10 protein-coding genes are annotated in these 15,569 nt (G+C 67.9%); 7 read left to right on the forward strand and 3 right to left on the reverse strand.

The features are described 5' to 3' along the window. Positions 1 to 118 precede the first annotated feature (118 nt). The 6 genes from ACW9PK_RS12040 (at position 119) to pyk (ending at position 12,176) form a co-directional block, all read left to right on the forward strand. Positions 119 to 2,284 (forward strand): bifunctional phosphoribosylanthranilate isomerase/tryptophan synthase subunit beta, encoded by a 2,166-nt coding sequence (locus ACW9PK_RS12040; protein WP_457015992.1) that lies wholly within the window; start codon positions 119 to 121, stop codon positions 2,282 to 2,284. Between the two features lie 38 nt (positions 2,285 to 2,322). Beyond that, the gene (gene trpA, locus ACW9PK_RS12045; RefSeq protein WP_457017225.1) at positions 2,323 to 3,129 is read left to right on the forward strand and encodes a tryptophan synthase subunit alpha; all 807 of its coding nucleotides are present in this window, start codon (positions 2,323 to 2,325) and stop codon (positions 3,127 to 3,129) included. Further along, entirely contained in the window at positions 3,129 to 3,992 is an 864-nt protein-coding gene (lgt, locus tag ACW9PK_RS12050) for a prolipoprotein diacylglyceryl transferase (protein WP_457015993.1), read from the forward strand. Before trpA ends, lgt begins: the two co-directional genes overlap by 1 nt. Positions 3,993 to 4,319: 327 nt before the next feature. After that, positions 4,320 to 9,035 carry a glutamate synthase large subunit gene (gene gltB, locus ACW9PK_RS12055; RefSeq protein WP_457015994.1) on the forward strand — a complete coding sequence of 1,572 codons (4,716 nt, stop codon included), beginning with the start codon at positions 4,320 to 4,322 and terminating at the stop codon, positions 9,033 to 9,035. Further along, positions 9,028 to 10,491 carry a glutamate synthase subunit beta gene (locus tag ACW9PK_RS12060; protein ID WP_035962101.1) on the forward strand — a complete coding sequence of 488 codons (1,464 nt, stop codon included), beginning with the start codon at positions 9,028 to 9,030 and terminating at the stop codon, positions 10,489 to 10,491. The genes gltB and ACW9PK_RS12060 overlap by 8 nt, the downstream gene beginning before the upstream one ends. Positions 10,492 to 10,673: 182 nt before the next feature. Further along, a complete protein-coding gene (pyk, locus tag ACW9PK_RS12065) occupies positions 10,674 to 12,176 on the forward strand; it encodes a pyruvate kinase (RefSeq protein ID WP_064846830.1) in 1,503 nt (500 codons plus the stop codon). 725 nt (positions 12,177 to 12,901) lie between these two features. On the opposite strand, the gene ACW9PK_RS12070 is transcribed toward pyk, so the two are convergent. Continuing rightward, entirely contained in the window at positions 12,902 to 13,294 is a 393-nt protein-coding gene (locus ACW9PK_RS12070) for an ImmA/IrrE family metallo-endopeptidase (RefSeq protein WP_457015996.1), read from the reverse strand. Between the two features lie 735 nt (positions 13,295 to 14,029). On the opposite strand from ACW9PK_RS12070, the gene ACW9PK_RS12075 reads away from it, so the two are divergent. Further along, the gene (locus ACW9PK_RS12075; RefSeq protein WP_457015997.1) at positions 14,030 to 14,227 is read left to right on the forward strand and encodes a hypothetical protein; all 198 of its coding nucleotides are present in this window, start codon (positions 14,030 to 14,032) and stop codon (positions 14,225 to 14,227) included. Between the two features lie 116 nt (positions 14,228 to 14,343). On the opposite strand, the gene ACW9PK_RS12080 is transcribed toward ACW9PK_RS12075, so the two are convergent. Then, positions 14,344 to 14,745 (reverse strand): hypothetical protein, encoded by a 402-nt coding sequence (locus ACW9PK_RS12080; RefSeq protein ID WP_457015999.1) that lies wholly within the window; start codon positions 14,743 to 14,745, stop codon positions 14,344 to 14,346. A 116-nt stretch (positions 14,746 to 14,861) separates the two neighbouring features. After that, positions 14,862 to 15,473, reverse strand: coding sequence for a hypothetical protein (locus ACW9PK_RS12085; protein WP_457016000.1), 612 nt, complete (start codon positions 15,471 to 15,473; stop codon positions 14,862 to 14,864). Positions 15,474 to 15,569 lie beyond the last annotated feature (96 nt).

Genomic DNA, 15,569 nt, shown 5'->3' on the forward strand with positions numbered 1-15,569 from the left:
TCGGTACCGCATTCATCCGTCGATGACCAGTTCCGCGCTGTCGGGGAACTGGTCATCGTCGTCCGTGCGCCGGGTGCACCGCACGCCGGCGTGCACCGAGAACTAAGTGAGGAATCGCATGACGCAGCAGCACACCGGTACGGTGCTGGACCGGATCATCGAGGGGGTGCGCGAGGACCTCGAGACCCGGAAGGCATCGGTGTCCCTGCGAGACGTGCGCCATGCCGCCGCGGAACAGACTCCCGCGCTGGACGCCGAGTCCGCCCTGCGCGGTGCGGATCCCGCGTCCGTGCAGGTGATCGCCGAGGTCAAGCGCTCGAGCCCGTCCAAGGGTGCGCTCGCAGCGATCGAGGACCCGGCGCAGCTGGCCGCCGCGTACGAGCGCGGTGGGGCCTCCGTGATCTCGGTGCTCACCGAGCAGCGCCGCTTCGGGGGCTCGCTCGCGGACCTCGACGCCGTGCGCCGCGCCGTGGGCATCCCCGTGCTGCGCAAGGACTTCGTGGTCGAGGAGTACCAGGTGTGGGAGGCCCGCGCGCACGGTGCGGATATCGTGCTGCTCATCGTGGCGGCCCTCGACGACGCCACCCTGCGGGAGCTGCTCGAGCTGACCCACCACCTCGGCATGCATGCGCTCGTGGAGACGCACACCGAGGAGGAGATCGATCGCGCCGTCGCCGTGGGTGCGCGGATCATCGGGGTGAACACCCGCAACCTCAAGACCCTGGACGTGGACGTGGACACGTTCGGTCGGCTCGCCGAGCGGTTGCCACGCGAGGCCGTGATCGTGGCGGAGTCCGGTGTCCTGGGGGAGGAGCAGATCCGGTTGTACGCGGGCCACGGCGCCAACGCGGTGCTGACCGGTGAGGTGCTCGTGCGCGCCGAGGACCCCGCGCAGACCATCGGTCGCTTCCGGGAGGTCGGCGCAATGTCCCGGGCCGAGTACTTGGCTGGGGCCACCCCGAGCGCCGCGCAGGAGGAACTCGCCGCGGCCCAGGTCTCGGGGGAGGCTTCCGCACGGGACGCCGAGTCCCTCCGGCACGCCCCGGGCCCTTACTTCGGGGACTTCGGTGGCCGGTGGATGCCCGAGTCCCTCGTGGCGGCCCTGGACGAACTGACCGAGACGTTCGACAAGGCTCGTACGGATGAGACCTTCCAGGACGAGTTCCAACGGCTCTCCCGCGAGTACTCCGGCCGACCCTCCCTGCTCACCGAGGTCGAGCGCTTCGGCGCGGAACTCGGGGTGCGCGTGTTCCTCAAGCGTGAGGACCTCAACCACACCGGTTCCCACAAAATCAACAACGTGCTGGGGCAGGCCCTGTTGGCCCGGCGCATGGGCAAGACACGGCTGATCGCCGAGACAGGCGCGGGCCAGCACGGTGTGGCCACGGCCACCGCAGCGGCCCTGTTCGGCATGGAGTGCTGCGTGTACATGGGCGAGGAGGACACGCGCCGCCAAGCGCTCAATGTCGCGCGCATGCGGCTGCTGGGAGCGGAGGTCGTGGCCGTGAAGAACGGTTCCCGCACCCTCAAGGACGCGATCAACGAGGCCCTGCGGGACTGGGTCGCGTCCGTGGAGACCACTCACTACCTGCTCGGCACCGCCGCCGGACCGCACCCGTTCCCGGCTATGGTCCGCTACTTCCACGAACAGATCGGTGAGGAGGCCCGCGCGCAGATCCTCGAGCAGGCAGGCCGCCTCCCGGACGCCGTGACGGCGTGCGTGGGCGGCGGGTCCAACGCGATCGGGATCTTCCACGGCTTCCTGGACGATGAGTCCGTGCAGCTCTACGGCAACGAGGCCGGGGGTGACGGCGTGCAGACCGGCCGCCACGCCGCGACCATTACACTGGGCCGACCTGGCGTCCTGCACGGCGCCAAGACGTTCCTCATGCAGGACCCGGACGGGCAGACCGTGGAGTCCCACTCGATCTCCGCCGGCCTGGACTACCCCGCCGTGGGGCCGGAACACTCCTACCTGCACTCGATCGGGCGCGTGAACTACGAAGCGGTCACGGACGTCCAGGCCATGGACGCCTTTCGGCTGCTGTGCCGCACCGAGGGCATCCTCCCGGCCATCGAGTCCTCCCACGCGCTCGCCGGCGCCCGCGAGGTCGCTGCCCGCTGGGTCGCGGAACTCGGGCCCGAAGAAGCGGCGCAGAAGATCATCGTGGTCTCGCTCTCCGGGCGCGGCGACAAGGACGTGGCCACCGCGGGGGAGTGGTTCGACCTCCTCCCGCAGGACAGCCACGAGGAACGCGTGGCGCAGAAAGGCGAACAACTGTGAGCACCACCGAGCACACCCCTGCGGGCTTGACCGAACGCATCGTCCCGCGTGACCTCACGCGCAGCGCGGACTCCGCGCTGTCGTGGCGGATCGAACAGTGCAAGGCCGAGGGCCGCCCGGCCCTCGTGGGCTATCTGCCCGCCGGGTACCCCACCGTCGAGGAGTCCGCCGCCGCCGCCGTGGCCTTGGGTCGCAACGGCGCGGACATCATCGAGATCGGCATCCCCTACTCGGACCCCGTGATGGACGGACCGGTCATCCAGGCGGCGACCACCCAGGCGCTCGCCAACGGTTTCCGGGTCGAGGACGCGTTCACCGTGGTGCGCGCCGTCGCCGAGCAGACGGACGCGGTCCCCGTGGTGATGACGTACTGGAACCCCGTGCTGCAGGCGGGGGTGGACGAGTTCGCGCGCCGGCTCAAGGAGGCCGGGGGAGCCGGGATCATCACGCCGGACCTGATCCCGGACGAGGCCCAGGAATGGTTCGCGGCCTCCGAGGAGCACGGTCTGGACCGGATCTTCCTGGTGGCCCCGTCCACCACCCGTGAGCGCATGGATATGACTGTGAGCGCGGCCTCCGGCTTCGTGTACGCGGTGTCCGTGATGGGCGTGACCGGGACCCGGGACCAGGTGTCCTCGGCCGCCGAGGACGTCGTCGCCCGCGCACGCGGGGCCGGTGCGGAGCGGGTGTGCGTGGGCCTGGGGGTGTCCAGCCGCGAGCACGTGCTGGAGATCGGGGCGTACGCGGACGGCGTGATCGTGGGCACGGCTCTCGTGCGCGCGCTCGGTGAGGGCGGGCCGCAGGCCGTGGGTGAGCTCGCCGCGCACCTCGCGGGACGCGACTGATGCCGCCGGTGCTGCCCGCCTCCATCCCGTCCCCGAGCATCAGCAGCATCCACCTGGGGCCGCTCACGGTGCACTTCTACGCGCTGTGCATCCTGCTCGGGATGGCCCTGGCCATCTGGCTCACCATGCGGCGCTGGAAGCAGTGCGGTCAGGACCCGGACGTACTGTGGGACATCGTGTTCTGGGCGGTGCTCGCCGGGATCGTGGGGGCGCGCGCCTACCACGTGCTGATCACGGACCCCGCCGGGTACTTCGGGCCCGGCGCGGACCCCCTGGCCGTCTTCCGGATCTGGGAGGGCGGACTCGGCATCATGGGTGCCGTGCTGTTCGGCGCCGTGGCCGCGTGGTTCGTCTCGCGCAAGAACGGGTTGTCGCTCGCCGTGTTCGCGGACTGCGTGGCCCCCGGACTCCTGCTTGCCCAGGCCGTGGGACGGTGGGGCAACTGGTTCAACCAGGAACTGTTCGGCAGACCCACCACACTGCCGTGGGGGCTCGAGATCTCCCCGGCGTCCCCGAACTTCCCCGCGGGGCTGCCCGCGGACACGCTGTTCCACCCCACATTCCTGTATGAGAGCTTGTGGAACCTGCTGGGTGTGGTGCTGCTGCTCGCCATCGACCGCCGCATGCGGGACCCGCACGGGCGGATCTTCGCGCTGTACATGATCTATTACGGGATCGGGCGACTGCTCATCGAGCTGTTCCTGCGCGTGGACCCGGCCCTGATGATCGCCGGTGTGCGCGTGCACGTGTGGACCTCGCTGCTGATCGTCATCGCGGGCATCATCCTCTTCGCGGTCCTGGGTAGGCGTGTCCGCTCTCGTGCCGGGGCAGCGGCCGAGCCTGCCCGGGCCGGGCGTTCCTGACGCGTCCTCCGGGTCTCCGACCACGACGCCGCACGCGGACCCCGCAGAGCTCTTCACGACTCCGCGGGGCCCGCGTCGTCGTCCGTGCGATCCGTCACGCATGTTCGTGTGACATGGCCTACGTGGTAAATTACCCGAGCACCGTGCCTGTCCCGCTCATCCGTGGGACCCGCCGGTTCGATCCACGGCCCACGGGCCGCTTCCTTCCGCAACGGGGCGGACACGCGCGTCACCTGGATCCCGCGTCGCCCGCTGCGCACCCACCGAGTGCTCCCCGGGCCTCGTCCGACGCATTCGACCTGCCGGCCCTTGGTGAGGAGTACCGCCATGAGCAGTGACCAGATAGCAGCCCCGAACTCCCGCGAGCAGCATCGCGTGAGCACCACGGATCCCGTTCGCCGGGACGCACCCGAACCACGCGACGCCGCCGAACCGGTGTCCCCGTTCGAGCGTTTCTCGGCGGTGCCCGAGGATCAGGGCCTGTACCGCTCGGAGGACGAGAAGGACGCGTGCGGTCTGGCCGTCGTGGCCACCCTGGACGGCGTGGCCTCCCACGACATCGTGGACGCCGCGCTCACGGCCCTGCGCAACCTCGAGCACCGCGGTGCGGTAGGTGGGGACGAGGGCACCGGGGACGGCGCCGGTCTGCTGACCCAGATCCCGGACGAGTTCCTGCGCGAGGTGGTGGACTTCCCGCTGCCGCCCCAGGGGGCCTACGTGGTGGGCACGGCGTTCATGCCCACCGGCGGTAAGCACCTCGAGGAGCTCAAGCGCTCGCTTGAGGAACTCGCCCGCATGGAACGCCTCACGGTCCTGGGCTGGCGGGACGTCCCCGTGGTCGACGACGCCGTGGGCGCGTCCGCGCGCGCCGTGATGCCAACGTTCGTGCAGTTCTTCGTCTCCGACAGCAGTCACAACGAGCGGGCGGCGTCCCTGTTTGCGCAGGACGCAACGTCCTACGATCCCGTGGCCGCCCAGCTCGAACTGGACCAGAAGGCGTTCCGCGTGCGCAAGCGCGCGCAGAACAAGTTCGGGGTGTACTTCCCGTCCTTCTCGTCCCGCACGCTCGTGTACAAGGGCATGCTCACCACGGCTCAGCTCGAACCGTTCTACCCGGACCTGTCCGATCCGCGGTTCACGACCAAGCTCGCGGTGGTGCACTCGCGCTTCTCCACCAATACGTTCCCGTCCTGGCCGCTCGCCCAGCCCATGCGAACGCTCGCGCACAACGGTGAAATCAACACCGTGGTGGGCAACCGCAACTGGATGCGCGCACGCCAGTCCACGCTGTCCGGGGCCGTGCTAGGCCGCCAGCCCGAGGACCTGTTCCCCATCTGCTCGGAGGGCGCGTCCGACTCGCAGTCGCTCGACGAGGTCGCCGAGCTGCTCCAGCTCGCGGGCCGGCCCGTGACCGAGACCATGCTCATGCTGATCCCGGAGGCGTGGCAGAACCATGAGACCATGGATCCGCAGCTCAAGGCGTTCTACCAGTACCACGCCACGCTCATGGAGCCGTGGGACGGTCCCGCGTGCGTGTCCTTCACGGACGGCGTGCGCGTGGGCTCGGTCCTGGACCGTAACGGGTTGCGCCCGGGGCGGTTCTGGCAGACCGACGACGGTCTGGTGATCTTCGCCTCCGAGGTGGGCGTCGTGGACGTGGGGGAGCGCGTCGTCGTCCGCAAGGGCCGGGTGTCCCCGGGGACCATGTTCCTCGTGGACACGGACGAGGGCCGGATCGTGGAGGACAGCGAGATCAAGGCCGAACTCGCCGCCACCAAGCCGTGGCAGGACTGGGTGCGGGACTCGGTGCTGCCCATCACGGAGCTGCCCGAACGCGAGCACATGACCCACCCGCCGCACTCCATCCGGTTGCGGCAGAAGACCTTCGGCTACACCGAGGAAGAGCTCAAGCTGATCATCGGTCCCATGGCCGTAGCCGGCGCCGAGCCCATCTACGCGATGGGCACGGACACGCCCGTGGCGGTGCTGTCCAACCGCTCGCGGCTGTTGTTCGACTACTTCGTGCAGTCCTTCGCGCAAGTGACCAACCCGCCGCTCGACGCGATCCGCGAGGAACTCGTCACGTCCATGGCCGGTGCCGTGGGGCCCATGGCCAACATGCTCTCCACGCAGCAGACCCGGACGCGCCAGATCCAGCTGAACTTCCCGGTGATCGACAACGACCAGCTGGACCAGTTCGTGCACCTGGACGACGACGGCGTGCCCCTGAGCCTGCGCGTGCGCGGGCTGTACCGCCCCGTGGACGGTGCGGACTCACTGCGAGCCAGGATCGCGGAGATCTGCGAGAAGGTCTCCGCGGCCGTGAACCGCGGGGTGCAGTTCGTCATCATTTCCGACCGGGGTTCCAACGGCGTGTGGGCTCCCATCCCGTCCCTGCTGCTGACCTCCGCCGTGCACCACCACCTGTTGCGATCGGCGACCCGCACCAAGGTGGCCCTGATCGTGGAATCGGGGGACGTGCGGGAGGTCCACCACGTGGCCCTGCTGCTGGGCTACGGGGCGTCGGCCGTGAACCCCTACCTGGCCATGGAATCCGCCGAGGAACTCGTGCGCCGCGGGGAGATCCGGGGGGTCACGGAGGAACAGGCCGTGGCGAACCTCATCAAGGCGCTGGGCAAGGGCGTGCAGAAGATCATGTCCAAGATGGGCATCTCCACCGTGCAGTCGTACTGCGGTGCGCAGACGTTCGAGGCCCTGGGCCTGTCGAGCGAGCTCGTGGACGACTACTTCGCGGGCACACGGACCCAGATCGAGGGTGTGGGTCTGGACGTGATCGCCGCGGAGATCCAGTCCCGACACCGCCTGGCCTATCCGGAGGACGGCGTCACCGAACCGCACCGGGACCTCGCCACGGGCGGCGAGTACGACTGGCGCCGCGAGGGACCGCGGCACCTGTTCGACCCGCACACGGTCTTCCGGTTGCAGCACGCGACCCGCACGGGCCGCTACGACATCTTCAAGTCCTACACGTCCCGCGTGGACGACCAGGCCAAGGAGCTCGCGACCCTGCGCGGACTCATGAGTTTCGCGTCCACGCGCGAGCCCGTGAACATCGACGAGGTGGAGCCCGTGAGCGAGATCGTCAAGCGGTTCTCCACGGGTGCCATGAGCTACGGCTCGATCTCCGCGGAGGCCCACGAGACGCTCGCGATCGCCATGAACCGTCTGGGCGCCAAGTCCAACACGGGCGAGGGCGGTGAGGACGTCGAGCGGCTGATCGACCCCGAGCGGCGTTCGGCGATCAAGCAGGTGGCCTCTGGCCGGTTCGGGGTCACGAGCCTGTACCTCGCGACCGCGGACGACCTGCAGATCAAGATGGCCCAGGGCGCCAAGCCCGGCGAGGGCGGGCAGCTCATGGCGCAGAAGGTCTACCCATGGATCGCGCGCACGCGCCACGCGACCCCGGGGGTTTCGCTGATCTCCCCGCCGCCGCACCACGACATCTACTCGATCGAGGACCTCGCGCAGCTGATCTACGACCTCAAGCACGCCAACCCTCGCGCTCGCGTGCACGTCAAGCTCGTGTCGGAACGCGGGATTGGCACGGTCGCGGCGGGCGTGACCAAGGCCAAGGCCGACGTCGTACTGGTCTCCGGTCACGACGGCGGCACGGGCGCGGCGCCCCTGAACTCGCTCAAGCACGCGGGCATGCCGTGGGAGCTGGGACTCGCGGAGACGCAGCAGACCCTGCGGCTGAACGGGCTGCGCGAGCGCGTGGTCGTGCAGGCGGACGGCCAGCTCAAGACGGGGCGCGACGTCGTCGTCGCCGCGTTGCTGGGCGCCGAGGAATTCGGCTTCGCCACGGCGCCGCTCGTGGTGGAGGGCTGCATCATGATGCGCAAATGCCATCTGGACACGTGCCCCGTGGGAGTTGCCACGCAGAACCCCGAACTGCGCAAGCGCTTCACGGGCAAGGCCGAGCACGTGGTGAACTTCTTCGAGTTCATTGCTCAAGAGGTGCGCGAGATCCTCGCCGAACTCGGGTTCCGCAGCATCGCGGAGGCCGTGGGGCACGCCGAGGTACTGCGCACGCGGGAGGCCGTGGCGCACTGGAAGGCCAAGGGGCTGGACCTGAGCCCCGTGCTCGATTCGTTCCGCGCAGAAGGGGTCACGGACGGACTGCGCAACACCGGCGTCCAGGACCACGAACTCGAGAAACACTTCGACACGAAGCTCATCCCGCTTGCGCAACCGGCGATCGAACGCGGTGAACCCGTGCGCGTACAGGAACGCGTGATCAACACGGACCGCGCCGTGGGCACGATGCTCGGATACACCGTGACCAGCGCGCTCGGGACCCGGGAACTGCCGGATGACACGATCGACGTGACCCTGACCGGTCAGGCCGGCCAGTCGCTGGGCGCCTTCGTGCCCCGCGGTATCACGCTGCGGCTCGAGGGGGACGCGAACGACTACACGGGCAAGGGCCTTTCCGGCGGACGGATCGTCGTGCGGCCCCCGCGCGACGCCGGATTCGTGGCCCACGAGAACGTGATCGCGGGCAACGTGATCGGTTACGGCGCCACGAGCGGCGAGATGTTCTTCAACGGCACCGTGGGGGAGCGCTTCCTGGTGCGCAATTCCGGGGCCACCGCGGTGGTCGAGGGCATCGGTGACCACGGCTGCGAGTACATGACCGGGGGTGTAGCCGTGGTGCTGGGTGAGACGGGCCGCAACTTCGGGGCCGGGATGTCCGGCGGTGTGGCATACGTGCTGGACCTGGACGAGCGGGACGTGAACAAGCAGGCCCGCGAGAGCGGTGAACTGCACCTCGAGCACCCGGACGCCAACGACCGTGAGTTGCTCGCCGACCTCATCAAGCGCCACGGTGAGGAGACCGGGTCCGAGTTCGCGCGCCAACTGCTCGCGGACCCGGACCGCACGATGTCGCGCTTCACCAAACTGCTGCCGCGGGACTACTCCGCGGTGCTTGCACTGCGCAACGAGGCCGAAGCCGCCGGGGACGACCCGGACGGCGACGGCACCTGGCACAAGATTCTGGAGGTGACCGGCCGTGGCTGATCCCCGTGGTTTTCTCAAGGTCCGCACACGCGAGGACCGTCCCAAGCGCCCCGTCCCGGTGCGCCTCATGGACTGGGCGGAGGTGCAGCAACGCCAGGAGGCGGGGACGCTGCACGAGCAGGCCGGGCGCTGCATGGACTGCGGTGTGCCGTTCTGTCACCAGGGGTGTCCCCTGGGCAACCTCATCCCCGAGTGGAACGACCTCGTGTGGCGTGACCGGTGGGACGAGGCCTCCGAGCGGATGCACGCGACCAACAACTTCCCGGAGTTCACCGGGCGCGTGTGCCCCGCGCCGTGCGAGTCCTCGTGCGTGCTCGGGATCAACCAGGAGCCCGTGACCATCAAGCAGGTCGAGTACGCGATCGGCGAGAAGGCGTTCGACGACGACCTCATCAAGCCCTACGTCCCGCAGCGGCTCGTGGGCAAGACGATCGCGGTGGTGGGTTCCGGTCCCGCCGGACTCGCGGCGGCCCAGCAGCTCACGCAGGCGGGGTTCACGGTGGCCGTGTACGAACGGGACGACCGGATCGGCGGTCTGCTGCGCTACGGCATCCCCGACTTCAAGCTCGAGAAGTCCGTGCTCGAACGCCGGCTCGAGATCATGCGCCAGGAGGGCACCAAGTTTCGCCCGGGCGTGGAGATCGGCACGGACATCACGTGGGACGCGCTGCGCAGGCGTTACGACGCCGTGATCGTGGCCACGGGTGCCACGCGGCCCCGTGAGCTCGCGATCCCCGGCCGCGAGCTCGCGGGGATCCACTACGCCATGGACTTCCTCGTGCGAGCCAACCACCTGGTGGCCGAGGACCACGTCCCCGACCCCATCGACGCGCGCGGCAAGCACGTGATCGTGTTGGGCGGCGGTGACACCGGTTCCGACTGCATCGGCACCGCGCTGCGCCAGGGTGCGGCGTCCGTGACGTCGCTCGCGATCGGTCGCAAGCCTCCCGTGGACCGCGCGGACGAGGAACCGTGGCCCATGATGCCCCGGGTCTTCGAGGTCTCCACGTCCCACGAGGAGGGTGGCGAACGCACGTACCTGGCCTCCACGGTGGAGTTCGTGGGGCAGGACGGCCGGGTCACGGGACTGCGCGTGGCAGAGACCGAGTACCGCGAGGACGGCTCCCGCGGTCCCGTGGCCGGCACCGAGAAGGTGTTGCCTGCGGACCTGATCCTGCTCGCCCTGGGATTCACGGGCAACGAGTCCCGCGAGCTCACCGAGCAGCTACCCGTAGCGCTGGATTCCCGGGACAACGTGGCGCGGGACGAGACCTACATGACCGCCGTGGACGGGGTGTTCTCGTGCGGTGACGCAGGTCGTGGGCAGTCGCTCGTGGTGTGGGCCATCGCGGAGGGTCGGGCGTGCGCCGCTCACGTGGAACGCCACCTGACAGGCCAGACCCGGTTGCCAGAACCCGTGACCCCGTCCGAGCGGGCGATCGACCTGAGCCTGTGACCCGCCCGCGTCCGTGATCCTCCCGGCACCCGCCATGAGTCCTGCCATATCAATTCCCGGGGCTCGTTGCTAAGGTAGGAACGGACATCGGCGAAGCGGCCGCGGTCGGGCAGCACCAGGCTGCTCAACCCGGCCGCTTCGTCATATGCACCAACCATCCGCCATTCGAAAGGGAGTCACCCATGCGTCGAGCGAAGATCGTGGCCACCATCGGCCCCGCCATCTCCTCGTACGAGAACGTCACCCAGGCGATCCAGGCCGGAATGAACGTGGCTCGCCTCAACATGAGTCACGGTGACCACACCGTGCACAATACGTCCTACGAGAACCTGCGCCGGGCCAGCGAAGAGCTGGGCACCACGGTCGCGATCCTCGCGGATCTGCAGGGGCCCAAGATCCGGCTGGGCAACTTCGCGGACGGCCCCCATGCGCTGGACGTGGGTGACACCTTCACGATCACGATCGAGGACGTCCCCGGCTCCAAGGAGCTGTGCTCCACGACCCACAAGGGCCTGCCCGGCGACGTCAACGTGGGGGACCCGCTGCTGATCGACGACGGCAAGGTCGCCCTGCGCGCCACGGCCGTGTCGGACACCGCCGTCACCACCGAGGTCGTGGTCGCCGGGACAGTGTCCGACCACAAGGGCATCAACCTCCCCGGCGTGGCCGTCAACGTCCCCGCACTGAGCGAGAAGGACGAGGCGGACCTGCGCTGGGCCCTGCAGCGCGGCGTCGACATCATCGCGCTGTCCTTCGTGCGGGACGCCCAGGACATCACCCGGGTGCACGAGATCATGGCGGAGGAGGATCGCAAGATCCCCGTGATCGCCAAGATCGAGAAGCCTCAGGCCGTGGATGCGCTGCACGAGATCATCGACGCGTTCGACGGCATCATGGTTGCCCGCGGCGACCTCGGTGTGGAGCTGCCGCTGGAGGCCGTGCCGATCGTGCAGAAGCGCGCGATCGAGCTGGCCCGCCGCTGGGCGAAGCCCGTGATCGTGGCCACCCAGGTGCTCGAGTCCATGATCGACAACCCGCGCCCCACGCGCGCCGAGGCCTCGGACTGCGCGAACGCCGTGCTCGACGGCGCCGACGCCGTGATGCTCTCGGGCGAGACCTCGGTGGGCAAGTACCCCATCAAGACGCTCGAGACCATGTCGAACATCATCCTGGCCACCGAGACGCAGGGCATGGACCGCATGCCCCCGCTGGGGACCGAGCCCCGCACGCGCGGCGGCGCCATTACCCGCGCGGCGGTGACCATCGCCCGGCAGCTGGACGTGAACTACATCTGCACGTTCACCCAGACGGGTGACTCGGCCCGCCGGTTGTCCCGGTTGCGCCCGGAACGCCCGATCCTCGCGTTCACCCCCGAGAAGAGCGTGCAGGCGTGGCTGCAGTTGCTGTGGGGCGTCCAGCCCATCCGGGTGGATCGCGTGGAGCACACCGACGACATGACTCGTCAGGTGGACCACTACCTGCTCCAGCATGATCTCGCCAACACCGAGGACATGGTCATCATCTGCGCCGGTTCGCCCCCGGGCCACGCCGGGTCCACCAACCTCGTGAAGGTGCACCGCGTGGGCGACCTCCAGGACGCCGGCGAGGCGCCCCAGCGCGAACCCCGCGAGCGCGTGGGGCCGTGGGGCGGCATGGCCGGGTCCGCCACGTGGCGGGAGCCGTGATCGGTCGCTGACCCACGCGGGTCGGCCGTATGGCGGACCGCTGCGAGCGGTTCTCGTCGCGGCATCTGCGTGTGGGTGTCGATCCGATGTTCTAGTGGAGTAAAGGCAGTCCGGACGCCGTCCGAGCTGCCTTTACTCCACTCTGCGTGCTGACCGTGGACGCTGATCGATCGCGCGAACAGCGGCTGGGGCCCTACGGTCTCCGAAAGGTTTTGCTACGCGCCTTGATCACGGAGCCGGTCCCGCATGAGGGGTTCGAGCAGCGTGATGGGCAGGGGCCGGTCATAGGGAAGCGTGATGAACCCGGCGCCGTATTCCCCCCCCCCCCCCGCAGCCGCTACCCGTGACTGGTGGGGTGCGAAGAACTCGGGGGTGAACCGCAGGGAGCAGTGGTGCTTGAAGTTCTACAGCATCCACAGAGTGGTGTTGTCGTCGAGCACGGGCGGGCCTCCCCATTGCTGACAGGTTCCCGACCGGTCCACCCACCCGCCCGACCACGGATGCGGGGAGACCCACGACCCCCCGTGCATTCGCCCTGTCTTCGGCCACGAAAAACGGCCCCGCGGGTGCGAGGCCGTTCCAAAGGTGCTCCGACGGAGCGAGTTGTCGTGCCCAAGGTGGGACTCGAAAACGCCTCCCGCGCGTGTCGTGTGCCGGTACGGTCCGGAACGACGCGGAACTCTTCGGACCCCCAACTGGTCGACCCAGGGGCCTCGTTGACGCGGTCAACACGCACCCAGGCGCCCCATGGCCGCCCGCAACTCCTCGACGCTCGCGTAACGGAGGCGGTCAGTGAGGACGTGGGTGGTAACTCCGAGCTCCTGCGCGAGATGCCAATCGTCCAGTTGTGATCCGGTGTGCGCCGTGATCGCGTCCCAGGGTACAAGCAGACGCGCGGTGTCCGCGCGCACGCGATCTTCGATGGCCGGGGACTGATGGCTGTCGTGGCCGTAGCTGATGTGCACGAGCTCGTGCGTGAGCGCGCACCGCGCCTCTATGTCGGTTAGACGGGAGTCGAGCCAGATGCGCCGCCCGTCTGTGCATCCGCTGAGGTCCTGCAGGAGGATGCGGCTAACCTCGATGCCGCGATCGTATGTGATAGCCCAGGGGTCAAACATGCGTTCGAATGTAGTTGTGATCGAGGACACGGATAAGGCCCCACGTGGAACGTAGGATCCGTTCGCATCGGTAGGACCACTTTCGATGCAGATCAGTCTGATGAAGGTGCAATATCTGGTTCTGCGGGACCTCCATCTTGCTCGGCCTCATCCGCGAGTACGAGATACGGCTCGGGCGTCATGGATCCGAGATCAAGAGACGAGTCAGCTAGCCCGGATGTAACCAGCCGCAATTGCGTCGTAGCGAAGTCCCAGATGACGTGAGCTGCCCATGGGCCCCACTCCTTGAGGAACGCGTTCGCATCAGTGGGGTCCCGTGGGTCGAACTTGAATCCTTCCCCGGGGATGCAACTCGCTGCGACAGTAACGCCGGCCATGTGTGCACCTGTGGTAGTCGACGCGACAACTTGACCGAATAAGACTGGATGTTCTAGATCTTTCTCCGTAGTTGTTACGCCGCCCGACCACAAAGAGAATTGGGGTTCATCGACTCCGTCTTCGGGGTTTGCATCGCAGATCGAGCGGACGACATGCAGGAACCCTATGGTGAATGGGTGCTGGGGGTTGGGCTCGACGGGGCTCAACCACCTGCCTTCGGGCTCAGACGCCATGATTGCTCTTGGATGAGGGGAATGCGCGTGGTGCGTTCGCGGCCCACTCAGTGGGTGACACTCTGGTCAGAACCCAGGGAGCGGAGTCCTCTCCGTGGAGCGAGGGTATCTGGAGTGGCGTCACGTGAAAATCGATGCGGCCGCGTACGGCGTGCGCGTAACGCCGCACGGTCGACAGGTGGAGATCGCGGTGCCCACTCTCGATTCCCCGGACGTCGTCAACTGGAATGCCCATTCGTTCGGCGACGTCGTGGACGCTGAGTCGAGAAGCCTGCCGACAGCTAACGAGAGACCTGAAGAGCTCGCGCTCGTTGTCGAGTAGTTCCCGGGCCAGCCGTTGCGTCGGGGAGTTGGGGTCGATGCCCAGGATCTCGTCGATGGAGAGCGGCATAGTTCCTTCCCTTCTTATTTTTGGACGGCTACGGGAGCGTTTGTATGTCATGGTGCCACACGCTTCTGCGAACAGTAGACATCGAATGCCTCAAGGCGCGTGTGTGCCTCGTCAATGTCTGAATTCTGAATGGCTCGCCAGTTGGTCGTGTCTGGGCGTTTGATAGTCATGGACGCCAGCCAGAGTGCCCGAGGATAAGACTCTGGTTCGGCATAGTACATCCGGAACAGCACCTCTTCAGGACCTGTCGAGTCACGGAGGGTAGCGCCGGAGAACGCCGCGACTCGTAGCTCCAACACGTCCTCCCGGCGCGCGGTCACACAGACTCGGCCAGGTGCTCGCTCCCCATAGGGAAGTTCTCCTTGCTCTCCGAGCTTCATTGCGGCCCGCAACTCTTCGAGAAGCGTCTCCCGCTCGGTATCGCCCAGTTGGGCATTGATCTTGATCAAGTCAGCGTAGAAGTGCTTCCTATCGGGGGAAGCTCGGCAGGGATCCCATTCGCCGCCACTTCCACATGGCCCATCCAGATACCGGCTTGAACGCTTACCGGGTGGCTGTGTCGTTCTCACGCTTCACCCCAATCACCGCTGTCCTGTGATACCTCGGCCGCTTCGTCCTGCGCGCGCCGGCGCTCGCGGCCTTCGCTGGGTGCGTCGTAGGCGGCCAGTGCGTACTCGTCGGGAAGGGGCGGCGCGTCGTCCCCATCGTGTGCCGGGCTCTCCCCGGCGTGGTTCATGGGGGACGGTTGCGCCGGCTGCGCGCCGCGCGCTTCCGTCCGCGGTTCCTGCTCTTGGTCCTGGGGTTCGGGTTCATGGGTGTCTGCTCCTTCAGTGGCTGCGCGGATCACGTGCAGGATGGCGTCTTGCATCATCGGATCCAGCGTTGAGACGGTGGCCGGCAGGCGAACCTCGAACGGGCTGCGGGTCTCGCGAACGTCGATGCCGAACGATGCCGCGTAGGCCAGCACCACCGTCCGCTCGGGGATGTCCAGAGCGATCGACAGGGCTTTCACCATGTCCGCGCTCTTGGGCCACCCCTTGGGTCGGTTATTCGCGAGATCCGACAGCTGCTGCTTCGTGAGACCAAGACCTGCACTCTGCGCTCGCTGGGCGAGGGCTTCGTAGGACAGGTCGCTGGCCGCCTTCTGGGCCTTCACGAGTTCGCTGATCGTCTGCACAGATCCAATATCTCCACTGCCGGGGGAGCGGTCTAGCGGGCCGCAACACATACCGTCTACCACTGATTGACGTCCCCACCCTATCTAGGCGGCTAC

It is taken from the genome of Kocuria sp. MNB10, assembly GCF_054073685.1.

What these genes read in the sequence shown, in the direction of transcription:
- ACW9PK_RS12040 (WP_457015992.1), top strand. Translation starts at nt 119, where the DNA reads ATGACGCAGCAGCACACCGGTACGGTGCTGGACCGGATCATCGAGGGG.
- lgt (WP_457015993.1), top strand. Translation starts at nt 3,129, where the DNA reads ATGCCGCCGGTGCTGCCCGCCTCCATCCCGTCCCCGAGCATCAGCAGC.
- gltB (WP_457015994.1), top strand. Translation starts at nt 4,320, where the DNA reads ATGAGCAGTGACCAGATAGCAGCCCCGAACTCCCGCGAGCAGCATCGC.
- pyk (WP_064846830.1), top strand. Translation starts at nt 10,674, where the DNA reads ATGCGTCGAGCGAAGATCGTGGCCACCATCGGCCCCGCCATCTCCTCG.
- ACW9PK_RS12070 (WP_457015996.1), bottom strand. Translation starts at nt 13,294, where the DNA reads ATGTTTGACCCCTGGGCTATCACATACGATCGCGGCATCGAGGTTAGC.